General features: G+C 72.9%; 24 protein-coding genes and 1 pseudogene. 19 read left to right on the top strand and 6 right to left on the bottom strand.

Annotated features, from left to right (window positions below; all coding sequences use genetic code 11):
• Positions 1-117 precede the first annotated feature (117 nt).
• The 3 genes from ACIQ6Y_RS03700 to ACIQ6Y_RS03690 all read left to right on the top strand — a co-directional run bounded on the left by ACIQ6Y_RS03700 (position 118) and on the right by ACIQ6Y_RS03690 (position 4,048).
• Positions 118-2,058, top strand: coding sequence for a DUF5107 domain-containing protein (locus ACIQ6Y_RS03700; protein ID WP_404032352.1), 1,941 nt, complete (start codon positions 118-120; stop codon positions 2,056-2,058).
• A 358-nt stretch (positions 2,059-2,416) separates the two neighbouring features.
• A complete protein-coding gene (locus tag ACIQ6Y_RS03695; protein ID WP_404032349.1) occupies positions 2,417-2,950 on the top strand; it encodes a phage holin family protein in 534 nt (177 codons plus the stop codon).
• A gap of 6 nt (positions 2,951-2,956) precedes the next feature.
• Complete coding sequence (locus ACIQ6Y_RS03690; RefSeq protein ID WP_404032346.1) at positions 2,957-4,048, top strand: SDR family oxidoreductase; 1,092 nt, start codon at positions 2,957-2,959, stop codon at positions 4,046-4,048.
• Here the strand turns inward: ACIQ6Y_RS03690 and ACIQ6Y_RS03685 are convergent.
• A pseudogene (locus ACIQ6Y_RS03685) lies at positions 4,002-4,607 on the bottom strand (TIGR03557 family F420-dependent LLM class oxidoreductase); the annotation flags it as partial. The gene ACIQ6Y_RS03690 and the pseudogene ACIQ6Y_RS03685 sit on opposite strands and share 47 nt — an antisense overlap.
• Before the next feature lie 228 nt (positions 4,608-4,835).
• On the opposite strand from ACIQ6Y_RS03685, the gene ACIQ6Y_RS03680 reads away from it, so the two are divergent.
• The 13 genes from ACIQ6Y_RS03680 (at position 4,836) to ACIQ6Y_RS03620 (ending at position 14,443) form a co-directional block, all read left to right on the top strand.
• On the top strand, positions 4,836-6,353 hold the full coding sequence (locus ACIQ6Y_RS03680) for an NAD(P)/FAD-dependent oxidoreductase (protein WP_404032343.1): 1,518 nt from the start codon (positions 4,836-4,838) through the stop codon (positions 6,351-6,353).
• A complete protein-coding gene (locus ACIQ6Y_RS03675; RefSeq protein ID WP_404032340.1) occupies positions 6,350-8,197 on the top strand; it encodes a transketolase in 1,848 nt (615 codons plus the stop codon). The genes ACIQ6Y_RS03680 and ACIQ6Y_RS03675 overlap by 4 nt, the downstream gene beginning before the upstream one ends.
• Entirely contained in the window at positions 8,194-9,120 is a 927-nt protein-coding gene (gene ligD / locus ACIQ6Y_RS03670; RefSeq protein ID WP_404032338.1) for a non-homologous end-joining DNA ligase, read from the top strand. Before ACIQ6Y_RS03675 ends, ligD begins: the two co-directional genes overlap by 4 nt.
• 68 nt (positions 9,121-9,188) lie before the next feature.
• Positions 9,189-9,503, top strand: coding sequence for a gas vesicle protein (locus tag ACIQ6Y_RS03665; RefSeq protein ID WP_404032335.1), 315 nt, complete (start codon positions 9,189-9,191; stop codon positions 9,501-9,503).
• Positions 9,504-9,561: 58 nt separating this feature from the next.
• Positions 9,562-9,987, top strand: a complete 426-nt coding sequence (locus ACIQ6Y_RS03660) for a gas vesicle structural protein GvpA (protein ID WP_404032332.1) — start codon at positions 9,562-9,564, stop codon at positions 9,985-9,987.
• A complete protein-coding gene (locus ACIQ6Y_RS03655; protein ID WP_404032329.1) occupies positions 9,984-10,754 on the top strand; it encodes a GvpL/GvpF family gas vesicle protein in 771 nt (256 codons plus the stop codon). The genes ACIQ6Y_RS03660 and ACIQ6Y_RS03655 overlap by 4 nt, the downstream gene beginning before the upstream one ends.
• 3 nt (positions 10,755-10,757) lie before the next feature.
• Positions 10,758-11,006: a gas vesicle protein GvpG gene (locus ACIQ6Y_RS03650; protein ID WP_404032326.1), complete on the top strand. Its 249-nt coding sequence runs from the start codon at positions 10,758-10,760 to the stop codon at positions 11,004-11,006.
• A gap of 13 nt (positions 11,007-11,019) precedes the next feature.
• Complete coding sequence (locus ACIQ6Y_RS03645; RefSeq protein ID WP_404032323.1) at positions 11,020-11,658, top strand: DNA primase; 639 nt, start codon at positions 11,020-11,022, stop codon at positions 11,656-11,658.
• Positions 11,655-12,809, top strand: coding sequence for an SRPBCC family protein (locus ACIQ6Y_RS03640; RefSeq protein WP_404032320.1), 1,155 nt, complete (start codon positions 11,655-11,657; stop codon positions 12,807-12,809). The genes ACIQ6Y_RS03645 and ACIQ6Y_RS03640 overlap by 4 nt, the downstream gene beginning before the upstream one ends.
• The gene (locus tag ACIQ6Y_RS03635) at positions 12,806-13,132 is read left to right on the top strand and encodes a gas vesicle protein (RefSeq protein WP_404032317.1); all 327 of its coding nucleotides are present in this window, start codon (positions 12,806-12,808) and stop codon (positions 13,130-13,132) included. Before ACIQ6Y_RS03640 ends, ACIQ6Y_RS03635 begins: the two co-directional genes overlap by 4 nt.
• Positions 13,129-13,977: a GvpL/GvpF family gas vesicle protein gene (locus tag ACIQ6Y_RS03630; RefSeq protein ID WP_404032314.1), complete on the top strand. Its 849-nt coding sequence runs from the start codon at positions 13,129-13,131 to the stop codon at positions 13,975-13,977. The genes ACIQ6Y_RS03635 and ACIQ6Y_RS03630 overlap by 4 nt, the downstream gene beginning before the upstream one ends.
• Entirely contained in the window at positions 13,974-14,162 is a 189-nt protein-coding gene (locus tag ACIQ6Y_RS03625) for a gas vesicle protein (RefSeq protein ID WP_404032311.1), read from the top strand. The genes ACIQ6Y_RS03630 and ACIQ6Y_RS03625 overlap by 4 nt, the downstream gene beginning before the upstream one ends.
• Before the next feature lie 17 nt (positions 14,163-14,179).
• Positions 14,180-14,443, top strand: a complete 264-nt coding sequence (locus tag ACIQ6Y_RS03620; protein ID WP_404033679.1) for a gas vesicle protein K — start codon at positions 14,180-14,182, stop codon at positions 14,441-14,443.
• Positions 14,444-14,454: 11 nt separating this feature from the next.
• Here ACIQ6Y_RS03620 and ACIQ6Y_RS03615 read toward each other — a convergent pair whose 3' ends face one another.
• Together ACIQ6Y_RS03615 and ACIQ6Y_RS03610 are read right to left on the bottom strand one after the other, a co-directional pair.
• Entirely contained in the window at positions 14,455-14,625 is a 171-nt protein-coding gene (locus tag ACIQ6Y_RS03615) for a hydrophobic protein (RefSeq protein ID WP_404032309.1), read from the bottom strand.
• A gap of 43 nt (positions 14,626-14,668) precedes the next feature.
• A complete protein-coding gene (locus ACIQ6Y_RS03610; protein ID WP_404032307.1) occupies positions 14,669-15,490 on the bottom strand; it encodes a class I SAM-dependent methyltransferase in 822 nt (273 codons plus the stop codon).
• A 155-nt stretch (positions 15,491-15,645) separates the two neighbouring features.
• Between ACIQ6Y_RS03610 and ACIQ6Y_RS03605 the strand changes: the two genes are divergently transcribed.
• On the top strand, positions 15,646-16,314 hold the full coding sequence (locus ACIQ6Y_RS03605; RefSeq protein WP_404032304.1) for a histidine phosphatase family protein: 669 nt from the start codon (positions 15,646-15,648) through the stop codon (positions 16,312-16,314).
• A 76-nt stretch (positions 16,315-16,390) separates the two neighbouring features.
• Complete coding sequence (locus tag ACIQ6Y_RS03600; RefSeq protein ID WP_404032301.1) at positions 16,391-18,010, top strand: ABC-F family ATP-binding cassette domain-containing protein; 1,620 nt, start codon at positions 16,391-16,393, stop codon at positions 18,008-18,010.
• Between the two features lie 98 nt (positions 18,011-18,108).
• Here the strand turns inward: ACIQ6Y_RS03600 and ACIQ6Y_RS03595 are convergent, their stop codons facing one another.
• Entirely contained in the window at positions 18,109-19,224 is a 1,116-nt protein-coding gene (locus ACIQ6Y_RS03595; RefSeq protein ID WP_404032298.1) for a Vms1/Ankzf1 family peptidyl-tRNA hydrolase, read from the bottom strand.
• A gap of 59 nt (positions 19,225-19,283) precedes the next feature.
• Between ACIQ6Y_RS03595 and ACIQ6Y_RS03590 the strand changes: the two genes are divergently transcribed.
• Positions 19,284-19,598 (top strand): DUF6158 family protein, encoded by a 315-nt coding sequence (locus tag ACIQ6Y_RS03590; RefSeq protein ID WP_404032295.1) that lies wholly within the window; start codon positions 19,284-19,286, stop codon positions 19,596-19,598.
• Between the two features lie 211 nt (positions 19,599-19,809).
• On the opposite strand, the gene ACIQ6Y_RS03585 is transcribed toward ACIQ6Y_RS03590, so the two are convergent.
• Both ACIQ6Y_RS03585 and ACIQ6Y_RS03580 read right to left on the bottom strand, forming a co-directional pair.
• Complete coding sequence (locus tag ACIQ6Y_RS03585) at positions 19,810-21,906, bottom strand: catalase (RefSeq protein WP_404032292.1); 2,097 nt, start codon at positions 21,904-21,906, stop codon at positions 19,810-19,812.
• A complete protein-coding gene (locus ACIQ6Y_RS03580; protein WP_404032290.1) occupies positions 21,906-22,448 on the bottom strand; it encodes a type 1 glutamine amidotransferase domain-containing protein in 543 nt (180 codons plus the stop codon). The genes ACIQ6Y_RS03585 and ACIQ6Y_RS03580 overlap by 1 nt, the downstream gene beginning before the upstream one ends.
• Positions 22,449-22,453: the final 5 nt, after the last annotated feature.

Below are 22,453 nucleotides of genomic sequence, written 5' to 3'. Positions count from 1 at the left end.
CTGCGGAAGGGCCGACTGTACGTCGCCGGGAGGGGGTCCACGCGGAATATTCGGGGCGGCTCTTTGCCCAATCCTGACCGGCAGGTCCCCTGGTCGGCCGTCCGGCCGCCGGGTTCCATGGTGATCGTGACGACGATCCGACGTGCCGTAGTGACGCTGCCCGCCGCCGAGTTGGGACCGGACAACCCGCTGCCCCCGCTGCGGCCCCTGGACGAGGTCCACCGCATCGAGGAACGCGACAAGGCGGGACTGCCCCGGGACATGGCCCGCCAGGTCGGCCACGAACCGCTGCGCAGCCTGCTGCCGCTGCGCGTCCGGGACGGATACGACCGGCAGCGCGCACCGCGCGACATCGACGCGCTCGTGCTGGAGAACGACCGCCTGGAGGTCACCGTCCTGCCCGGACTGGGCGGCCGGATCTCCTCCCTGCGGCACAAGCCGACGGACCGTCAACTTCTCTACGTCAACCCGGTGTTCCAGCCCGCCGACTTCGCGCTCAACGGCGCCTGGTACTCCGGCGGCATCGAGTGGAACATCGGCGCCACCGGCCACACCACCCTGTCCTGCGCACCCCTGCACGCCGCCCGCGTCCCCGCCCCCGACGGCGGGGAGATGCTGCGGCTGTGGGAGTGGGAGCGACTGCGCGACCTGCCCTTCCAGGTCGACCTCTGGCTCCCCGACGGCTCCGACTTCCTCTACGCCGGCATCCGCGTCCGCAACCCGCACGAGCGGCCGCGGCCCACCTACTGGTGGTCCAACATCGCGGTGCCCGAGGAGCGCAGGGTGCTCGTCCCCGCCGACGAGGCCTGGCACTTCGGCTACGAACGCCGCCTGCGCAAGGTGCCTGTCCCCGCCTACGACGGTGTGGACCGCACCTACCCGCTGAACAGCGACTACGCGGCCGACTGGTTCTACGACGTCCCCGACGGGCAGCGCCGCTGGATCGCGGCCCTGGACGCCGACGGGCACGGTCTTGTGCAGACCTCGACCGACGTCCTGCGCGGCCGGAAGCTCTTCGTGTGGGGTTCCGGCACCGGCGGGCGGCGCTGGCAGGAGTGGCTCACGGAGCCCGGCACCGGCGGGTACTGCGAGATCCAGGCCGGGCTCGCCCGCACCCAGCTGGAGCACGTCCGGCTGGAGGCGGAGAGCGAGGTGAGCTGGCTGGAGGCGTACGGACCGCTGGACACGGATGCCGACGGCGACTGGCCTGCCGTCCTGGACGCGGCCGAGGCCCGGCTGGAGGCCGTGCTGCCCCGCGCGGACGTCGAGGCCGCGTACGCCGCGTGGCGGGACTGCGCCGACACCGAGCCCGGCGAGACGCTGTCCACCGGCTCCGGGTGGGGTGCGCTGGAGGTGCTGCGCGCGGGGTGGAAGCTGCCGGGTACGCCCTTCGCGGAGTCCACCCTCGCTGACGCACAGGCACCCTGGCTGGAGCTCCTGCGCTCCGGGTCCTTCCCCGAGCCGGGCCTGGTCGGCGAACCCGGTGAAACCCTCGTCGCCCCACCCTGGCGCGACATGCTGGAGACCGCCCCTGCCACGCCGCTCGCCGAGTACCACCTCGGCATCGCCCAGTGGCACGCCGGCGACCGGGCGCAGGCCGTACGCAGCTGGGAGCGGTCCCTGCCGGGTGCTGCCCTGCGCTGGCCCTCACTGCGCTGCCTCGCCGTGGCCGACCTGGAGTCCGGCCACCTGGCACGCGCCGCCGACCGCTACGCCGAGGCCTTCGCCGAACTGCCGGGCGGCTCCACCGCGACCGCCGCACTGGGCCGTGAGGCCATCGCAGCGCTGCTCACCGTCGGGCGGGTGCCGGAGGCGCGGGGCGTCTGGGAGCGGCTGGACGAGGCGACCCGCAGCCGGGGCCGCTTCCGCCTCATCGAAGCGACCCTGCTCCTGGCGGAGGGCCGGTCCGAGGAAGCGCGCGGGGTCTTCGAGTCCGGCTTCGAGGTGCCCGACCTCCGGGAGGGCGCCGCGGACATCGACCGACTCTGGTCCCGCCTCACCGACGACCCACTCCCGGCGAGGTACGACTTCCGCATGCGCCCGACACCGACCGACTGACGGCCCGCCGCTGCTGAGGCCAGGGCATCGGCGCAACTCGGCGCTACGAGGTGCCGCTTCTTTGGGCCGGGAGCCGCCCCAGGCGGCACGCATGCCCGCAGCGGCGGCGGCTGCACGGCACCGCCCTAAGGGGCGCGGGGAACTGCGCGATCAGCCACAGACAACCCGCAGCCGACCACGGACGCGAGGCACCCTCGGCGGTGGCGCGATCGGGCGAGCCCCGGCTGGGACGCCGCTGGGCTGCATGGCCCCAGGGGCGCGGGGAACTGCGCGACAAGCCACAGACAGCCCGCAGACGTGTGACGGCGCTGATGGGCACACGGCGTTACGCACTCGGGACCACGGGTACCCGACCCCCATGGACCGCTTGGATCACCTGGAGCATCTGGACAAGGCACTGGTCGACGAGCTCGCGCAGGTGGCGCGGGAGACCGTGCGGGACGAGCTGCGCCGGCAGACGAGGGGACAGCGCCGCAAGGCGATGCTGTACGCGGCGTCGGGCGCCGTCGCCCTGTACGCGGGCGCGGCGCTGGCCCTCACCGTGGGGCTGGCCCTGGCCGCAGGGCTGCCCGACTGGGCCGCCGCGCTGATCACCGCGCTGATCCTCGGCGCCCTCGCCTACGCGCTGCGCGCCGCTGCGAAGCCCTCGCGGCCCACGCCCGAGCGGACGGCCGAGACACATGAGCACGTGCACGGCGGCACCGCCCCGCTCGGCCCGCCCGGCGGCCTCGCCGGCCCGAGCGGCTACCCGCCGGTCCCGCCCGTCGCACCGGGCGGCGCGGGTGCCGCCACGGGCGCACCCGGCGCGGGCACCCCGGCCCCCGGACTGGGCGACGCACCCGCCCCGAGGCCGGACGACATCGACCCCGAGAACCCGCACCACAGGGCGTGAGCACCGGTGCGCGGGCGGGGTAGGGCCGTCGTCGTCACCGGGGCCGGCGGCGGAGTCGGCCGCGCCACGGCCGTGGCCTTCGCCGCGCGCGGCGACCGGGTCGCGCTGCTGGGCCGCGGCCGAGAGGGGCTCGCCGGCGCCGCCGACGACGTGCAGCGCGCCGGTGGCGAGGCACTCGTGGTCAGCGTCGACATGGCCGACGCCAAGGCCGTCGAGGACGCCGCCCAGCAGGTCGCCGACGCGTTCGGCGGCATCGACGTATGGGTCAACAACGCGTTCGCGGGAGTCTTCGCGCCCTTCACCGAGATCACGCCCGACGAGTTCCGCCGGGTCACCGAAGTGACGTACCTGGGCTATGTGTTCGGCACCCGGGCGGCCCTGCGGCACATGCTGCCCCGCGACCGCGGCACGATCGTGCAGGTGGGCTCCGCGCTCGCCTACCGGGGCGTGCCGCTGCAGTCGGCGTACTGCGGTGCCAAGCACGCGATCCAGGGCTTCAACGAGTCGCTGCGCTGCGAACTGCTGCGGGACGGCAGCCGGGTGCGCACGACGATGGTGCAGCTCCCGGCCGTGAACACCCCGCAGTTCGAGTGGGTGCTCAACCGGATGCCGGGGCGGCCCCGTCCGGTCGCGCCCGTCTACCAGCCCGAGGTGGCCGCGCGGGCGATCGTGCACGCCGCCGCGCACCCACGGCGGCGCGAGTACTGGATCGGCGGCTCCACCGCGGCCGCGCTGCTCGCCAACGCGGTCGCCCCGGGGCTGCTGGACCGCTATCTGGCCCGCACCGGGTACGACAGCCAGCAGGAGCCGCGGCAGCCGGGGGAGGAGCCCGGCGGGGCCGGGAACCTGTGGGCCCCGGCCGACGGCCCGCACGGGCACGACCACGGCGCGCACGGCCGCTTCGACGCCGAGTCCCGCGACGGCGACCCGCAGGAGTGGCTCTCGCGCAACCGGAGCCGCCTGGGCGCCGGCCTCCTCGTGGCGGGCGCCCTGGGCGCGATGGGTGCGCTGGCAGCAGCTGGTTGGCCCACAGCCGGCGCACCGTCTTCACCGCCTCGTCGCGGTCGGGGCCGTAGCAGACCTTCGTACCGCCCATGACCGGCTTCGTGCCGCCGCCGCCCTTGCGGAACTGCTCCACCAGCTCCGCGTCCGGCATCATCGTGATGAAGCCGTCGCCCACCCGGCCCGCCAGCGAGGTCGCCTTCGGACCAAACCCGGAGACGTCGATCGGCACCGGCTCCTCGGGCACCGTGTACAGGCGGGCGTTCTCCACCGTGTAGTGGACGCCGTCGTGGTTGACCTCTTCGCCGGTGAACAGCTTGCGCATGACCTGGATCGCTTCCTCCAGCATCTCCATGCGGACATGCGCGGGCGGCCAGGGATCGCCCAGGATGTGCTCGTTGAGCGCCTCGCCGGTGCCGACGCCCAGCCGGAAACGGCCGTTCGTCATCACCGCGCAGGTCGCGGCGGCCTGCGCCACCACCGCCGGATGGATACGGACGGTGGGGCAGGTGACCGCGGTCTCCACCGGCAGCGACACGGCTTCCGAGATCGCGCCGATCACCGACCAGACGAACGGGCTCTGACCCTGCGCGTCGTTCCACGGGTGGAAGTGGTCGGAGATCCACAGCGACGTGAAACCGGCCTGCTCGGCCATCCGCGCCTGCTCCACGAGATCCGCGGGGCCGAATTCCTCCGAGGCCAGGAAGTAGCCGTACTCGGGCATGGGGGGTACCTCCGCGAGGGGCGGTTCGGGACCCGCACCGAGTACCCGGGAGCCCCCGCGGAAACCGGCCCGGTCCGGCCGCCCCGGGTTTGGCCGCCCTGGCCGGGGGGACGCGGAAGGCCTCGTACGAGCACATACGCCACCGCCGGAGGCGAGATCGTGACCCGACCCCGCATCGTGATCGTCGGCGCCGGGTTCGCCGGGTACCGCACGGCGCGCACCCTGTCGGGACTGACCCGGCAGCAGGCCGACATCACCCTGCTGAACCCGACGGACTACTTTCTGTATCTGCCGCTGCTGCCGCAGGTGGCTGCCGGAATCCTGGAGCCACGCCGTGTCACGGTGTCCCTGTCCGGCACGCTGCCCCGGGTGCGGCTCGTCCTCGGCCAGGCCGACGGCATCGACCTCGACGCACGGACCGTGCGCTATCGCGACCCCGAGGGCGGCGGCGGGACCCTGGAGTACGACCGGCTGGTGCTGGCCGCGGGCAGCGTCAACAAGCTGCTGCCCGTCCCCGGGGTCGCCGAGCACGCGCACGGCTTCCGCGGCCTGCCCGAGGCCCTCTATCTGCGCGACCACGTGACCCGCCAGGTCGAGCTGGCCGCCTCCGCCGAGGACCCCGCGCGCTGCCGGGCCCGCTGCACCTTCGTGGTCGTCGGCGCGGGCTACACCGGCACCGAAGTCGCCGCGCACGGGCAGCTGTTCACCGACGCGCAGGTCCGCAAGCACCCGATGCGCTCGGGCATGCGGCCGCGCTGGATGCTGCTGGACGTCGCCGACCGGGTCCTGCCCGAACTGGACCAGCGGCTCTCGCGCACCGCCGACCAGGTGCTGCGCAAGCGCGGCGTCGACGTGCGCATGGGCACCTCCGTGAAGGAGGCCACACCCGAGGGAGTGCTGCTCACCGACGGGGAGTTCGTCGACACCCGCACCCTCGTGTGGTGCGTCGGCGTACGGCCCGACCCGCTCGCCGAGTCGCTCGGACTGCCCCTGGAACGCGGCCGGCTGCTCGTCGACCCGCGGCTGGGGGTGCCCGGCAGGCCCGAGGTGTTCGCCTGCGGGGACGCGGCCGCCGTACCGGACCTGGACCGGCCGGGGCAGTACACGCCCATGACCGCGCAGCACGCCTGGCGGCAGGGCAAGGTCTGCGGCCGCAACGTGGCCGCGTCCCTCGGCTGGGGCGAGTCCGCCGTCTACCGGCATCGCGAACTGGGCTTCGCCGTCGACCTGGGCGGGGCGCAGGCCGCCGCCGACCCGTTCGGCCTGCCGCTGTCCGGGCCGCTCGCCGGTCTGGTCACCCGCGGCTACCACCTCGCCGCCATGCCCGGCAACCGCGTCCGCGTCGCCGCCGACTGGCTGCTGGACGCCGTACTGCCGCGCCAGGCCGTGCAGTTGGGCCTCGTCCGCTCCTGGTCGGTGCCGCTGGACACGGCCGCGCCGGAGCTGGCCCGGGTGGCCGGGCGACCCGAGCCGGCGGCCGCGGCAGCAGCCGGGTCCGAGGCCGCGGCCGACGACCGTCACCACGAACCACCCGGTCCCGTACGACGTGAGGACCTCCCGGGCGAAGACTCCGACACGCCGGACGGCCCCGACCGGTCCCGGCGTCTCGGGGAGCTTCCGCAACCCGGCGACGAGGAATCCGAGAAGCCCGACGAACCCGACCAAGGAGCGCGATGAACTCCCGCGAATTCGCCGACCTCGCCCGCCAGTTGCGCGTGGACAGCGTACGCGCCGCCGCAGCCGCGGGCAGTGGGCACCCGACGTCGTCGATGTCCGCCGCGGACCTGATGGCCGTACTGCTCGCGGGCCATCTGCGCTACGACTTCGACCGTCCCGCCCACCCGGCCAACGACCGCTTCGTGCTCTCCAAGGGCCACGCCTCCCCGCTGATGTACGCGGCGGCCAAGGCGGCCGGCGTTGTCGACGACGAGGAACTGCTGACCTTCCGCAAGCAGGGCAGCCGACTCGAGGGCCACCCGACCCCGCGCAAACTGCCCTGGGTGGAGACGGCCACCGGCTCGCTCGGCCAGGGCCTGCCCGTAGGCGTCGGCATCGCGCTGGCCGGCAAACGCCTGGACCGCACCGGATACCGGGTGTGGGTGCTGTGCGGCGACAGCGAACTCGCCGAGGGCTCGGTGTGGGAGGCCGCCGAGCACGCCTCCTTCGAGCACCTGGACAACCTCACCGCGATCATCGACGTCAACCGCCTCGGCCAGCGCGGCCCCACCCGCCACGGCCACGACCTGGACGCCTACGCCCGCCGCTTCCAGGCATTCGGCTGGCACACCGTGGAGATCGACGGCCATGACGTCGACGCGATCGACCGCGCCTACGGAGAGGCCGTCTCCACCCTCGGCCAGCCCACCGCGATCCTCGCCCGCACCCTGAAGGGCAAGGGCGTCGAGGACGTCGAGGACCGCGAGGGCCTGCACGGCAAGCCGCTGCCCGACGCCGAGCGGGCCGTCGCCGAGCTCGGCGGCACCTCCGACCTGACCGTCCAGGTGGCCGAACCGCCCGCGGCGCGCGCCCTGCACGCCGTCCACACCGGGCCCTACGAGCCGCCGAGCTGGCCCAAGGGCGAGGAGGTGCCCACCCGGGACGCGTACGGCAAGGCCCTCGCCGCACTGGGCAGCGGGCGCGGGGACGTCGTGGCCCTGGACGGCGAGGTGAGCGACTCCACGCGCGCCGAGTTCTTCGCCAAGGAACACCCCGACCGGTTCTTCGAGTGCTACATCGCCGAGCAGCAGATGGTCGCCGCCGCGGTCGGACTCGCGTCCCGCGGCTGGGTCCCGTACGCCTCCACCTTCGCCGCCTTCCTCACCCGCGCCTACGATTTCGTCCGCATGGCGTCCATCAGCGGCGCGGGCATCAACCTCGTCGGCTCGCACGCGGGGGTCTCCATCGGCCAGGACGGACCCTCCCAGATGGGCCTGGAGGACCTGGCGATGTTCCGGGCCGTGCACGACTCGACCGTGCTGTACCCGTGCGACGCCAACCAGACCGCGCGCCTGGTCGCGACCATGGCCAGGCTGGACGGCGTCCGCTATCTGCGCACCTCGCGCGGCGCCACGCCGGTGATCTACGGCCCCGACGACGAGTTCCCGGTCGGCGGCTCCAAGGTGCTGCGCTCCTCCTCGCACGACCGGGTCACGCTGGTCGCGGCGGGCGTGACCGTGCACGAGGCGCTCGCCGCCGCCGACCTGCTGGCGCGCGAGGACATCGCCGTGCGCGTGATCGACCTGTACTCGGTCAAGCCCGTCGACCGGTTCACCCTGCGGCAGGCCGCCGAGGACACCGGCTGTCTGGTCACCATCGAGGACCACCACCCCGAGGGCGGCCTCGGCGACGCCGTCGTCGACGCCTTCCTGGACGGACGCCCCATGCCCCGCCTGGTGCGGCTCGGCGTGCGGACCATGCCCGGCTCGGCCACCCCCGAGGAGCAGCTGCACGCCGCGGGCATCGACGCCGAGTCGGTCGCCGCCGGCGTACGGCTGCTGGTGGAGCAGGCGGTCGTGCCGTGAGCGGCGACGACGTACGACGGATCAGGGCCGGCCGCCGCACCGTCGAGGTGCGGCGGCCCGGCAAGGTGCTCTTCTCCGGCGACGGCGACGCCAAGGAGTACACCAAGGGCGACCTCGCCGACTACCACCGGGCCGTCGCGCCGTTCATGCTGCCGCATCTGCGCGGCCGCCCGCTGATGCTGGAGCGCCGGCCCGACGGCATCGACGGCCCGAGCTTCATGCAGAAGAACACCCCCGAGCACTACCCGGACTGGATCACCCGGTTCGAGGTGCCCAAGGAGGGCGGCACGGTCTGCCACACCGTCTGCGAGGACTCCGCCACCCTGCTCTACCTCACCGACCAGGCCTGTCTCACCTTGCACCGCTGGCTGTCGCGCACCGGCGGCATCGACCGGCCCGACCGGATGGTGTTCGACCTCGACCCCGCGGGGGACGACTTCGAGCAGGTCCGCGAGGCCGCCGGGCTGCTCGGCGAGGTCCTCGACGAACTCCGGCTGCCCTCGGCGCCGATGACCACCGGCTCGCGCGGACTGCATGTGGTCGTGCCCCTGAACGGCCGTCACGATTTCGACGACGTAAGGGAGTTCGCGCGGGACGTCGCCGAGCTGCTCGTCGCGTCCCACCCCGGCCGGCTGACCACCGCCGCCCGCAAGAAGGACCGCGGCGACCGTCTCTACCTCGACATCCAGCGCAACGCCTACGCCCAGACCGCGGTCGTGCCCTTCACCGTACGCCCCCTGCCCGGCGCACCCGTCGCCACGCCCCTCACCTGGGACCAGCTCGCCGATCCCGGTCTCACCGCCCGCCGTTGGAGCATCGAGGACGCCGTGGAGCAGGCCCGTACGAACCCCTGGTCGGGCGTCATGAACCGGGCCAGGTCCCTCGGTCCGGCCCGGCGCCGACTGGACGCGCTGCGCGGCTGACCGACGTGAAAGGCCCGCCTGCCGGGTTTGGCCAAGGCTCTGCGGGCCACTCGCCGTGCGAGGCATCCATGACTGAGAAGACGAACCAGAAGACGGGCGGGGCGGGCGAACGGCCCACCCCGATGGAAGTGTTGCGCGCGGCGCGGGACCAGCTCGCCGAACTCACCGGCATGACCGCCGAGTCGGTGTCGTCCTTCGAACAGAGGGAGGACGGCTGGACGCTGGAGGTCGAGGTCCTGGAACTGGAACGCGTCCCCGACACGATGAGCCTGCTGGCGAGCTACCAGGTCGAACTCGACCCGGACGGACAGCTCACCGGCTACCGGCGCGTCCGCCGCTACGAGCGCGGCCGCTCCGACGCCCGCAGGCCCGGCGGCCGTTGAGGCCCGCATCCCGCCCGTATCGCGCACAAGCCGAGTGTGACAAGGAGGAACGACCGGCATGACCGTCGTCCCGGCACAACAGACCGGAGGGTCGGGAGGCTCGAGTGGCCTCTACGACGTGCTGGAACTCGTACTGGACAGGGGGCTCGTCATCGACGCCTTCGTGCGGGTGTCCCTGGTCGGTATCGAGATCCTGAAGATCGACGTCCGAGTCGTCGTCGCCAGCGTCGACACCTATCTGCGCTTCGCCGAGGCCTGCAACCGCCTCGACCTGGAGTCCGGCCCGAACAAGAGCCCCGGGCTGCCCGAGGTGGTCGGTGAGATCACCGAGTCGGGTGCCCGCGGCAAGTCCAAGGGCGCCCTGTCCGGCGCCGCCGAGACCATCTCCGGCGCCTTCCGACAGGCCCGCGAGGAGGGCCAGGAGACCGAGAGCAAGCCGCGCGCCCGCCGCAGCACCACACGCCGGAAGGAGGAGCAGGAGTGAGCACCTACGTCTACGGCATCGTCGCCGCGACCCACCCGCCGCTGCCCGACGGCCTCAAGGGCGTCGGCGACCCGCCCGGCCCGGTCCGCCTGCTGCCGGCCGGTGAGCTGGCGGCGGTCGTCGGCGAGGCCCCCGAGGGGCTGCGGCCCAAGCGCCGCGACCTGATCGCACACCAGGCCGTGCTGGGCGAGGCGGGGGCCGAGGGCTGTGTCCTGCCGATGCGGTTCGGCAGCGTCGCCCCCGACGACGACACGGTGACCACGGTGCTCACCGAACGCGCCGACCACTACCGCGAACGGCTCCAGGCCCTCGACGGCCGGGTCGAGTACAACGTCAAGGCTTCCCACGTCGAGGAGGCCGTGCTGCACAAGGTGATGTCCGCCGACACCGACATCCGGGCCCTCGCGGAGGCCAACCGCAGGGCCGGCGGCGGCAGCTACGAGGACAAGCTGCGGCTCGGCGAGATGGTCGCCGGTGCCGTGCGCGCCCAGGAGGCCGAGGACGCCGCCCGCGTCCAGGAACTGCTGGACTCCGCGGCCGAGGCGACCAGCACGGGACCCGAGTCCAGCGGCTGGCTGGTCAACATCTCGTTCCTGGTGCACCGCGAGGCGGCCGGCAAGTTCCTCGACACGATCGAGGACGCCCGCAGGAACCTTCCGCACCTCGAACTGCGCGTCAACGGCCCGCTGCCCCCGTACAGCTTCGTCGATCCCGGCCCGGCCGGTTCGGCGCACACGGGCATCTCGAGCGCACAGCCGGTGGAGTAGGCCATGGGACTGATCACGGAGGTGCTGCTGCTGCCGTTCGCGCCGGTGCGCGGCAGCGCCTGGGTGATCGAACAGGTGCTGCACGAGGCCGAGCGGCTCTACTACGACCCCGCCGCCGTCCGGGCCGAGCTCGCGCGACTGGAGGAGCAGCTGGAGGCGGGCGAGATCGACGAGGCGGAGTTCGACCGCAGGGAGGACGAGCTCCTCGACCGGCTGGAGAGAGGCACGGGCCGAGGCGGCACCGCAGAGTGAGAGGACGGACACGATGAGCAGAGCGGGACTCGGCCTCGCCGTAGGGGCCGGATATCTACTGGGGCGGACCAAGAAGCTCAAGATGGCCATCGCCGTCGGCACGTTCGTGGCGGGCCGTCGGATGAACGTCGGCCCCCGGGCGATCGCGGATCTCGTCTCCGGGCAGCTGCGGAACAACCCGCAGTTCAAGGAGCTCGGGGACCAGCTCCGCGGGGACCTGCGCGGAGTGGGGAAGGCGGCGTCCTCGGCGATGATCGAGCGGCAGCTCGACACCCTCGCCGGGCGGCTGCACGACCGTACCGCCGAGACCCGCGACCGGCTGGCCGGGGTCGTCCCCGGCGCGGACGAATCCGAGAGCGCGGACGAATCCGAGAACGACGAGGAGGAACGCGCGGCCCGGGGTACCCGGTCGCACGAGGACCAGGAGCCGGAGGAGACAGCGGAGGCGAGCGACAAGCGGGATGCGGAGGAGCCCGCGGCGTCCGAGTCGTCCGGCAGCGGGTCCCGTGCCCGGAAGTCCACCGCGCCGGCCAAAAAGGCGGGCGCTCGCAAGACCGCCGCCAAGAAGACCACCCGGGGAGCCAAGGCGGCCGGATCGGCCGCGAAGACGGCCTCCGGCGCCCGGCGGCCGAAAGGAGGCGGTGACCGATGACCGCCACAGCCCGATCAGCGGCCTCCAAGGCGACTGACGCCGCGGGCGGCAGCCCGCTCTCGGAGCTGGCCCACAGCCCCGCCGCCGACCGGCTCAAGGCCGAGGCGCAGGAATACCTCGCCGCCCAGGCCGAGCGGCTCCTGGCCGGCCTGGGCCGCAAGCTCGGTGAGACCACCGTCCGGCTCAACGACATCGCGGAGGGCAACAGCCCCGGCTTCGCCAAGCTCGCCCTCGACGGTGGCCGCAAGCTCTCCGAGGGCAAGAGCCCGCTGCGCGCCGCCCTCGAGGTCGGCGCGGGCCGGGTCAAGGACAGCGTGACCGGCGCGGTCAAGAACGCCCTGGGCGGCAAGAAGGGCCGCAAGGGCGGTGCCGGCAACAAGCCGACGGTCATCATGGAGTACGTCGATGTCGCGGTTCCGCTGAGCACCGCGTACGACCAGTGGACCCGCTTCCAGGACTTCAGCACGTTCGCCAAGGGCGTCAAGAGCGCCCAGCGCGCCGACGACACGTCGTCCGACTGGCAGGTCAAGGTCTTCTGGTCCAACCGTAGCTGGAAGGCGCGCACGCTGGAGCAGGTGCCCGACGACCGCATCGCGTGGACCTCGGAGGGCGCCAAGGGCTCGGTGAAGGGCGTCGTCTCCTTCCGCGAGCTCACCGAGGACCTCACACGCGTCCTGCTGGTCATCGAGTACTACCCCAAGGGCCTGTTCGAGAAGACCGGCAACATCTGGCGGGCCCAGGGCCGCAGGGCGAGGCTCGACCTGAAGAACTACGCCCGCTACGTCACGCTGCGCGGCGAGGCGGACGAGGGCTGGCGCGGCGAGATCCGCGACGGAGAGGTCGTCCGCAGCCATGAGGAGGTCGTCCAGGACGCCGAGGACGCCGGGGACGCTCAGGACACGGACGTCGACGAGGCGGACGAGGACTACGAGGCCGACGAGGAGTACGAGCCGGACGAGACCGCCGAGGCCGATGAGGCTGACGAGGTTGATGAGGCGGACGAGGACGACTACGACGACCGGGGCGCGGCCGCCGAGGACGAGGACGAGTACGACGCCGAAGCCGAGTACGAGGACGAGGACGAGGAAGAGCCGGAGGAAGAGCCGGAGCCCGAGCCTGAGCCCGAGCCCCGCCGTCGGAGCCGCCGATGAGTACACCGAGCCGACTGCCTCAGGCCTACGGCGGTGACGGCGGGTCCAATCTCGCCGACATCCTGGAGCGGGTGCTGGACAAGGGCGTCGTCATCGCGGGCGACATCCGCATCAACCTGCTCGACATCGAGCTGCTCACCATCAAGCTGCGGCTCGTGGTCGCCTCCGTCGACAAGGCCCGGGAGATGGGCATCGACTGGTGGGAGGACGATCCGGCGTTGTCCTCGCGCGCCCGGCGCAGCGAACTCGCCCGGGAGAACGCCGAGTTGCGCGAGCGACTCGCGCAACTCGAGGCCGGCGAAGTGCAGGAGGAGGCCTCATGACCGGACTGCGCTATGTCTACGCCGTCTGCCGGCCCTTCGCGTCCGCCCTCCAGGCCCAGTTGACGGGCGTGGCCGGGGTGCCGCCCCAGCAGCTGACGCACCACGGCCTGATCGCCGTGGTGAGTACGGTGCCCGAGGCGGACTTCTCCGAGGAGGCGCTGCGCGAGCATCTGGAGGACCTGGACTGGCTCACCGCGACCGCCCGCGCCCACCAGGGCGTGATCGACGCGCTCACGGCCGTCACCACGCCGCTGCCGCTCCGGCTCGGCACGGTCTTCCGTGACAGCAGCGGCGTACGCGTGATGATCGAGGAGCACGAGGAGGCCTTCCGGCGCACCCTCGACCGGCTGGAGGGCCGGGTCGAGTGGGGCGTGAAGGTGTACATGGAGCCGTCGGAGGAATCCGCGGAGCCCGCGCGCCCGGCGGCCCGGCCCACGAGCGGCCGGGACTATCTGCGCCAGCGGCGCAGGCAGTCGCACAGCGCCGAGGAGTCCTGGCGGCGGGCGGAGGAATTCGCCACCGGCCTGCACCGGACGCTCGCCTCTTTCGCGGAGGACTCCCGGCTGCACGCCCCGCAGAATCCGGCGCTTTCCGGGGAGGCGGGCCGGAATGTGCTCAACGCGGCCTATCTCGTCTCCCGCGCCGCGTCCGAGGAATTCGTGGAACTGGTCGACCGTACGAAGGACCAGGCGAGCGGAATGCGGGTGGAACTCACCGGACCGTGGGCCGCCTATTCGTTCACCGGGGACATGGGATTCACCGAGAACGCGGGGTCGTCTCAGGACACAGCGGGGTCGCCTCAGGACACAGCGGGGTCCTCTCAGGACACGGGGGAGGAGCGGTGACCGTCATCGAACGCCGCGAGGTCGCCCTCGTGGACCTGCTCGACCGGCTGCTGGCCGGCGGGGTCGTCGTCACCGGGGACCTCACGCTGCGCATCGCCGACGTCGACCTCGTCCGCATCGACCTGAACGCCCTGATCAGCTCGGTCGGCCCGCAGCTGCCGGCCCCCTGGGAGGAGAGTACGTGAGCGAGCCCCGCCGCCGGATGGAGCTCGACCCCGACACGGTCGAGAGGGACCTCGTCAAGCTGGTCCTGACCGTCGTCGAGCTACTGCGCCAGCTCATGGAGCGGCAGGCGCTGCGCCGCGTCGACGCGGGCGATCTCAGCGAGGAGCAGGAGGAGCGCATCGGCCTCACCCTGATGCTGCTGGACGACCGCATGACCGAGCTGCGCGAGCGCTACGGACTGCGGCCCGAGGACCTGAATCTGGACCTCGGGCCGCTCGGGCCGTTGTTGCCCCGAAAGTGATCGGGGGTCTCTCACCACCTGTACCAGCGACCCCTGCCGCCCCCGGCGGTCGTACCGCGGAGCAGGAATCCCAGCAGCCACAGAATCAGCACGGCCAGTGCGATCCACCACAGCAGTTTCACGGCGAATCCGGCGCCGAACAGGATGAGCACCAGAAGCAGCACCAGCAGGATGGGAACCATGATGTGAACCTCCTGGCACACCGTGTATCCCGAATTCGGAGTTTCAGCCGTCTTTCCGGCACAGAATCTCGCCGTGCAGGACGCTGAACCAGCCGTCCTCCCGCCGGCCCCACTCCCGCCAGGCCTCCGAGACCGCCCGCAGGTCCCCGGCCGTCGCGTGGCCGCCCTCGGTGGCGCGGTCCGCGTAGGCCGAGGCCACCGTGCGGTCGGCCCACAGGCCGCTCCACCAGGCACGCTCCTCGGGCGTGGAGAAGGTCCAGGTGGCGGAGGTGGCGGTGATGTCGGTCAGGCCCGCCCGCAGGGCCCACGCCTTCAGGCGCCGCCCGGCGTCCGGCTCGCCGCCGTTGGCCCGGGCCACCCGCTGGTACAGGTCCTGCCAGGCGTCCAGGCCCGGCGAGGCCGGGTACCAGGTCATCGCCGCGTAGTCGGAGTCGCGGACGGCGATGAAGCCGCCCGGCTTCGTCACGCGCTTCATCTCGCGCAGCGCCTGCACCGGGTCACCCACGTGCTGGAGCACCTGGTGGGCGTGGACCACACAGAAGGTGTCGTCGGGGAAGTCCAGGGCGTGGACGTCGGCGACGGCGAAGTCGGTGTTGGCCAGGCCGCGTTCGGCGGCGGTCGCGCGGGCCGTCTCGACGATCTCCGGCGCCCGGTCGACACCGGTGACGTGCCCGTCCGGGACCAGCGCGGCCAGGTCCGCGGTGATGGTGCCGGGGCCGCAGCCGATGTCCAGGATCCGCATGTGGGGCTCGAGCGAACCCAGCAGGTACGCCGCGGAGTTGGCGGCGGTGCGCCAGTTGTGCGAGCGCAGCACCGACTCGTGGTGTCCGTGCGTGTAGACCGCGGTCTCCCGTGCCTGCGACATGACTCTCCCCCTTCTCGTCCGGCCCGCCCCGGGCTGCCGGAGCGGCTGATGCCACCGTATGCCGTCCAACCGCATACTGAGACCCGCGTTTTGACATATGGACTGACAGTCCGTCAGCTAGGGTTGTCGGGACTCGGCCCGAGTACGCTGAGGCGGTGCGCCTGCTACTCGTTCGCCACGGCCAGACCGTCGCCAACCTCGACTACCTGCTCGACACCGCTCACCCGGGCACGGACCTGACCGAGCTGGGCGAGCGGCAGGCCGCCCTGCTGCCCGGCACCCTGGCCGACGAGGACATCGCGGCCGTCTACGCCTCCCCGCTGACCCGCACCCGGCGCACCGCCGCCCCGCTGGCCGCCGCGCGCGGGCTCGACGTCCTGGTCCGCGACGGTCTGCGCGAGGTGTTCGCCGGCGACCTGGAGATGCTGCCCGGCGGGTCGGAGGAGGGGCAGCGGTACCTGCGGACCGTGGTCGCCTGGATGAACGGCGACACCGGGCTGCGCATGCCGGGCGGGGACACCGGGGACGAGGTCCTCGCGCGCTACGACGCCGTGATCGCCGAGGCCGCCGCCGGCGGCGCGGGCACCGTCGCCATGGTCAGCCACGGCGCCGTGATCCGCCTGTGGACGGCCTGCCGCGCCGCCAACGTCGACGTCCCCTTCGCCACCACCCACGGCCTGGACAACACCGGCGTGGTCGTCCTGGAGGGCTCCCCGGCCGACGGCTGGAAGGCCCTGACCTGGGCGGGCGCCATGGTGGAGGCGGTCGGCCCGGGCACGGAGGGCGGCCCTACGGGCAGGCCGCTGGACGAGACCTCACAGTGATACGGCGCCGCTGTCGCACGGTCGGGTCCGATAACGGTTTGCCCGGGTGTGCGGCGCGCCCGCACAATGCCTGACCATGGGACATCTGGAAGCCGCGCACCTCGAGTACCACCTCCCCGACGGGAGGACCCTGCTCGGCGATGTGTCCTTCCGGGTGGGTGAGGGCGCGGTCGTCGCCCTCGTCGGACCCAACGGGGCGGGCAAGACGACCCTGCTGCGGCTGATCTCCGGCGAGCTCAAGCCGCATGGCGGCACCGTCACCGTGAGCGGCGGGCTCGGGGTGATGCGCCAGTTCGTCGGCTCGGTGCGCGACGAGACCACCGTGCGTGACCTGCTCGTCTCCGTGGCCACGCCGCGCATCCGGGAGGCGGCGAAGGCCGTCGACGCCGCCGAGCACGCCCTCATGACCGTCGACGACGAGGCCGCCCAGCTGGCGTACGCGCAGGCCCTCTCCGACTGGGCGGAGGCGCGCGGCTACGAGGCGGAGACGCTGTGGGACATGTGCACCACGGCCGCGCTCGGAGTGCCGTACGACAAGGCGCAGTGGCGGCTGGTGCGGACGCTGTCCGGCGGCGAGCAGAAGCGGCTCGTCCTCGAGGCGCTGCTGCGCGGCACCGACGAGGTGCTGCTGCTCGACGAGCCGGACAACTACCTCGACGTCCCCGGCAAGCGCTGGCTGGAGGAGCGCCTGAAGGAGACGCGCAAGACGGTCCTCTTCGTCTCCCACGACCGTGAACTGCTCGCCCGTGCCGCCGAGAAGATCGTCTCCGTGGAGCCCGGCCCGGCCGGCGCCGACGCCTGGGTGCACGGCGGCGGCTTCGCGACGTACCACGAGGCCCGCCGCGAACGCTTCGCGCGTTTCGAGGAGTTGCGCCGCCGCTGGGACGAGAAGCACGCCCAGCTGAAGAAGCTGGTGCTCAACCTCCGCCAGGCGGCCGCCGTCAGCCACGAGATGGCCTCGCGCTACGCCGCCGCGCAGACCCGGCTGCGCAAGTTCGAGGAGGCCGGACCGCCGCCGGAGCCGCCGCGCGAGCAGGACATCACCATGCGGCTCAAGGGCGGCCGCACCGGCGTACGGGCCGTCACCTGCGCCGGCCTCGAACTCACCGGCCTGATGCGGCCGTTCGACCTGGAGGTCTTCTACGGCGAACGCGTCGCGGTCCTCGGTTCCAACGGCTCCGGCAAGTCGCACTTCCTGCGGCTGCTGGCCGGCGAGGACGTGGCGCACACGGGGGAGTGGAAGCTCGGCGCACGCGTCGTGCCCGGCCACTTCGCGCAGACCCACGCACACCCGGAGCTCCAGCGCCGCACCCTGCTGGACATCCTGTGGAAGGACCACGCCCAGGACCGGGGCGCAGCCATGTCCCGGCTGCGGCGCTACGAGCTGACCAACCAGGCCGAGCAGACCTTCGACCGGCTCTCCGGCGGCCAGCAGGCGCGGTTCCAGATCCTGCTGCTGGAGCTCCAGGGCGTGACCGCGCTGCTCCTCGACGAACCCACCGACAACCTCGACCTGGAGTCCGCCGAGGCCCTCCAGGAGGGTCTGGAGGCCTTCGAGGGCACGGTCCTCGCGGTCACCCACGACCGCTGGTTCGCCCGCTCCTTCGACCGCTATCTGGTCTTCGGCAGCGACGGCCGCGTCCGGGAGACCCCGGAGCCGGTGTGGGACGAACGGCGGGTGGAGCGGGCCCGGTAACCCCGGCCGCCCGGCCGCTGAGGACCGGCGCACCCGGCCGACCGCCCGGTAACCCCGGCCCGGCCGACCGCTGAGGACCGGCGCGCCCGCCCCGCCGCTCAGGACCAGCGCAGCAGCGCGCCGAGACCGGCCGACGGTACGTCGTCGCGCCGGGCCGCCTCCAGCGGCGCCAGGGACAGCGCGGGTGCGCCCGTGGCGACGGCGGAGCGGATCAGGGCGTCGTCCGCGCGGGCCGCCCACGAGTGCTGCTCGCCGAGGGTGCGCAGCTCGGTGCGGCGCACCGCCAGCTGGTCCGGGTCCTCCCCGATCCACACCTCACGACGGGTGTCCGGGCCGTCGGGCCGTACCAGCAGCGTGTCGATACGGTGCTCACGCGCGGCCTCGACCAGCGCCGGCACACCCTCGACCGCCCCGGAGCGACCCTCGTCGTCCGGCGTGCGTACGGCCAGGAACCGTTCCAGCGCCGCCTGGGCCCGCTCGCGGACATGCCGGGTCCTGGCCTCCTCCACGTCCGCGTCGAGGAGCCTGCTGCCGGCGCCGTGCGGGGCCTCCACCACGCGCTCGGCCAGCCGCTGCGGCATCCGCTCGCGCACCGAGTGCCGCTCGCGGTCCTCGCCCACCAGGATCAGCAGGTCGGCCCGCGTCTCCTCCTGGCAGACGGACAGCGCGTCGGCGATCTCGGCCGCGTTGTGCTCCCAGGTGTTCTCCACCCGGAGCTGGAAGTGCCGCTCGGACCAGTCGGCGCTGCTCGTGCGGTGCACCGGCCACTGCCGCCCGGCGACCGTGCCCGCGGGCTCCCGGGCCAGGGCGCTGCGCAGCTCGAAGTCGGCGCCCTTGCGGTCCACGTACGCCACCACGCACACCGGGTCCTCCCCGGCCAGGTCCAGCAGCGGGGAGACGCGCGGCAGCGGCGCCCACTCGGCGCGGTCGGCCTGCGGGGGACGGGCCAGCGACGGATCGAGCGCGACCTCACCCGCACGGGCGAACAGGGCCCGGCCATGCGGTTCGGGGGAGTGCCGCAGCTCCTCCAGGGCGTCCCGCACCGCCCGGCAGGTGGCCTCGTCCGCGCCCTGCCGGGCCAGCTCGCGGGCCATCGCCTCGGCGGTCAGATGCCGCTCGTGCGGGGTGTCCTCGGTGTGCCGGGAGGTGTCGACGTACACGGAGGCCCAGGGGCCGGTTCGCTCGTACAGTGGGTGCAGGAACGCGAGGTCCATGGCTCCCTCCCGGAGGCCGTTCGATGGTGCGGTGCGCATCGGGCGGGTACCCGAACGGCATGGACGAACACGACGAGCGGGGCACCACGATGACCGGAGTCGAACCGGGCAGGCTGGACGACCAGCAGCTCATGAAGGAGCTGGAGACGATCCACCGCACGCGCCACGACACCCTGCTGTACGGCTCGAACGACGCGCTGCGCGTCCACAACGAGCGCATGGCGCAACTGGAGGGCGAGTACCTCCGCCGCAACCCGCGCCGGTCCGTCTCCCCGGGCCGCACCCGCGACGGGGCGCGCGAGCGCATGCCGTCGGGCCGTGACCAGGCCCCGGTGGGCAAGTGGGGCCCGGGCGCGGGCGGCGTCGGCGGCTGACAGGGACCCGCACAGGCGGCTGAGCTGACAGGGCGCCCCGCGGCAGCGGCTGAGCCGGCAGGGACCCGTACAGCGGCTGAGCCGGCAGGAACCCGTACAGCGGCTGACAGCGGTGCCCGCACAGCGCTCCGGGCCGCGGGAACCGGGAGTCGGTCCCCGCGGCCTGGAGGCCACCGTCACCCCGAGGCCGCCGTCACCCCGGACGCCACCGTCAGCAGCGCAGCGGCGGGCGGTCCCAGTGCCGGTGCGCCGCGATGGCGTCGACGAACGCCTGTGCGAACTCGGGGCTCGCCCGACCCGGGGCGGTGTCCGTGACCACGCCCTGATCGCTCAGCACCTGCTGGGACTCCGCCGACAGACGCAGCCCCTCGGGTTCCAGGGCGGCGAGGACGCCGACACCGGAGCCGAGCGCGGCGATGGGTTTGCCGTGCCGGTAGGCGTCCCGGACGAAACGCATCGCGTCCGGGTCCTCGGCCGTCGAGGGCGTGTCCGCGGGGCCGCCCGGCAGCAGGACGGCGTCGTAGAGGACGGACGCCATCGTCGGCAGGGCGCGGTCCACGGCGTACCGCTCACCGTCGGAGCCCGTGACAGACCCGTCCACCGGGGCCAGCGCCTCCACCAGCGCCCCCTCGGCGGCCAGCGCCTCGCGCACCGAGGTGACCTGGGCCGCGTCCACCCCGTCGGCGACCAGTACCGCGATCCGGCGGGTGCGGATCGAGCCGTCGCCGCGCAGGGCCTGAAGGCTGAGCGCGGGCGAGGCCAGCTTGGACGCCGGTTCCGCCACGGCCGCGGGCTCGGGCACGCCGATGCCGCGGGCGACCTCGGCCGCCAGTTCGCCGTCCACCTTCGCCAGGTGCTCCACCGTCCGGACCCGCACCGTGCGCGCCTCGACCTTGCCCAGCTCGAACCGGAACGCGGCCACGATGTGCTGCTTCTCCCAGTCGGCCATGCTGTTCCAGAACAGCGCGGGCTGGCTGTAGTGGTCCTCGAAGCTCGGGCTGCGTCGCCGGATCGTGGCGCCGTCGATCTTCTCGGTGTAGTGCCGGAAGGCGTGCGGGTCGGCGCCCGCGTGCGCGGGACAGCCGCCGCCCAGCGAGTTGGGGAAGTAGTTCGTGCCCCGGTGGATCGTGCTCTGGCCGTACCCGTCGCGCTGGTTGGTGCGCACCGGCGCCACCGGCCGGTTCACCGGCAACTGCGCGAAGTTGGGCCCGCCCAGCCGGATCAGCTGCGTGTCCAGATAGGAGAAGTTGCGGGCCTGGAGCAGCGGATCGTTGGTGAAGTCGATGCCCGGCACCACGTTCGCCGTGTGGAAGGCGACCTGCTCGGTCTCGGCGAAGAAATTCTCCGGGTTGCGGTTCAGCACCATCCGGCCGATCGGCCGCACCGGCACCTGCTCCTCCGGGATGACCTTCGTGGCGTCGAGCAGGTCGAAGTCGAAGGCGAACTCGTCCTCCTCCGGGACCAGTTGGACGCCCAGCTCCCACTCCGGGTACTCGCCCGCCTCGATCGCGTCCCACAGGTCGCGCCGGTTGAAGTCCGGGTCACGCCCCTGGCACTCCTGCGCCTCGTCCCACACCAGCGAATGCGCGCCGAGCCGCGGCTTCCAGTGGAACTTAACGAACGTGCCCTTGCCGTCGGCGTTCACGAACCGGAAGGTGTGCACCCCGAAGCCCTGCATCATGCGGTAGCTGCGCGGGATCGCCCGGTCCGACATCAGCCACATGATCGCGTGCAGCGTCTCCGGCTGCAGCGACACGAAGTCCCACAGGGTGTCGTGCGCGGAGGCGCCGGTGGGGATGTCGTTGTGCGGCTCGGGCTTCACCGCATGCACGAAGTCCGGGAACTTGATGCCGTCCTGGATGAAGAACACCGGGAAGTTGTTCCCGACCAGGTCGTAATTGCCCTCGGAGGTATAGAACTTGGTCGCGAAGCCGCGCACGTCCCGCACCGTGTCCGCCGAGCCCTTCGGGCCCTGCACGGTGGAGAACCGCACGAACACGGGCGTGCGCACCGCCGGGTCCTGGAGGAACGCCGCGCGGGTGAACTCCGCGCAGGACTCGTACGGTTCGAAATAGCCGTACGCCCCCGCGCCGCGGGCGTGCACCACCCGCTCCGGGATCCGCTCATGGTCGAACCGGGTCAGCTTCTCCCGGAAGTGGAAGTCCTCCAGCAGCGTCGGCCCGCGCTCGCCCGCGCTCAGCGAGTCGTCGGTGTGGTCGACCGGCACACCCTGGTCGGTGGTGAGCGGACCGGACGCCGGGTCCTCGGCGCGAAAGAAGTCCTGCTGCTCCTGCTTGCGGTCACCCATCAGCCGCTCTCCTTCGCGAAGACCTCCACGAAGGCCTCGCAGAACGCCTTGAGATCGTCCGGCTTACGGCTGGTGACCAGCTTGTTCGGTCCGTGGTCGCACACCCTGACCTGCTCGTCGACCCAGGTGCCGCCCGCGTTGGTGATGTCCGTGCGCAGACTCGGCCAGGAGGTGAGCACCCGGCCGCGCACCACGTCCGCCTCCACCAGCGTCCACGGCGCATGGCAGATCGCGGCCACCGGGCGGCCCCGCTCGAAGAAGTCCTTCACGAACGCCACGGCCTTCTCGTCCAGCCGCAGGAAGTCGGGGTTGGCCACCCCGCCGGGCAGCACCAGCGCGCCGAACGACTCCGCCGGCACCTCGCCCACCACCTCGTCCACGGCGAAGGTGGCCGCCTTGTCGAGATGGTCGAAGGCCTGCACATGGCCGGCCTTCGTCGACACCAGCACCGGCTCGTGCCCGGCGTCCTCCGCCGCCTGCCAGGGATCGGTCAGCTCGATCTGCTCCACGCCCTCGGGCGCGGTCAGAAACGCGATGCGCATCTGTT

The sequence above is a fragment of the Streptomyces sp. NPDC096205 genome (assembly GCF_044763135.1).
Lineage (GTDB): Bacteria > Actinomycetota > Actinomycetes > Streptomycetales > Streptomycetaceae > Streptomyces.
Note: the sequence above shows the minus strand (reverse complement) of the source record. Positions and strands in the feature narration are given on the sequence as shown.

Bases quoted from the DNA above. Each gene is read 5' to 3' on its own strand.
- ACIQ6Y_RS03700 (WP_404032352.1), top strand. From the start codon at position 118: ATGGTGATCGTGACGACGATCCGACGTGCCGTAGTGACGCTGCCCGCC.
- ACIQ6Y_RS03695 (WP_404032349.1), top strand. From the start codon at position 2,417: ATGGACCGCTTGGATCACCTGGAGCATCTGGACAAGGCACTGGTCGAC.
- ACIQ6Y_RS03675 (WP_404032340.1), top strand. From the start codon at position 6,350: ATGAACTCCCGCGAATTCGCCGACCTCGCCCGCCAGTTGCGCGTGGAC.
- ACIQ6Y_RS03665 (WP_404032335.1), top strand. From the start codon at position 9,189: ATGACTGAGAAGACGAACCAGAAGACGGGCGGGGCGGGCGAACGGCCC.
- ACIQ6Y_RS03660 (WP_404032332.1), top strand. From the start codon at position 9,562: ATGACCGTCGTCCCGGCACAACAGACCGGAGGGTCGGGAGGCTCGAGT.
- ACIQ6Y_RS03650 (WP_404032326.1), top strand. From the start codon at position 10,758: ATGGGACTGATCACGGAGGTGCTGCTGCTGCCGTTCGCGCCGGTGCGC.
- ACIQ6Y_RS03645 (WP_404032323.1), top strand. From the start codon at position 11,020: ATGAGCAGAGCGGGACTCGGCCTCGCCGTAGGGGCCGGATATCTACTG.
- ACIQ6Y_RS03640 (WP_404032320.1), top strand. From the start codon at position 11,655: ATGACCGCCACAGCCCGATCAGCGGCCTCCAAGGCGACTGACGCCGCG.
- ACIQ6Y_RS03635 (WP_404032317.1), top strand. From the start codon at position 12,806: ATGAGTACACCGAGCCGACTGCCTCAGGCCTACGGCGGTGACGGCGGG.
- ACIQ6Y_RS03630 (WP_404032314.1), top strand. From the start codon at position 13,129: ATGACCGGACTGCGCTATGTCTACGCCGTCTGCCGGCCCTTCGCGTCC.
- ACIQ6Y_RS03620 (WP_404033679.1), top strand. From the start codon at position 14,180: ATGGAGCTCGACCCCGACACGGTCGAGAGGGACCTCGTCAAGCTGGTC.
- ACIQ6Y_RS03615 (WP_404032309.1), bottom strand. From the start codon at position 14,625: ATGGTTCCCATCCTGCTGGTGCTGCTTCTGGTGCTCATCCTGTTCGGC.
- ACIQ6Y_RS03610 (WP_404032307.1), bottom strand. From the start codon at position 15,490: ATGTCGCAGGCACGGGAGACCGCGGTCTACACGCACGGACACCACGAG.
- ACIQ6Y_RS03600 (WP_404032301.1), top strand. From the start codon at position 16,391: ATGGGACATCTGGAAGCCGCGCACCTCGAGTACCACCTCCCCGACGGG.
- ACIQ6Y_RS03595 (WP_404032298.1), bottom strand. From the start codon at position 19,224: ATGGACCTCGCGTTCCTGCACCCACTGTACGAGCGAACCGGCCCCTGG.
- ACIQ6Y_RS03590 (WP_404032295.1), top strand. From the start codon at position 19,284: ATGGACGAACACGACGAGCGGGGCACCACGATGACCGGAGTCGAACCG.
- ACIQ6Y_RS03585 (WP_404032292.1), bottom strand. From the start codon at position 21,906: ATGGGTGACCGCAAGCAGGAGCAGCAGGACTTCTTTCGCGCCGAGGAC.
- ACIQ6Y_RS03580 (WP_404032290.1), bottom strand. From the start codon at position 22,448: ATGCGCATCGCGTTTCTGACCGCGCCCGAGGGCGTGGAGCAGATCGAG.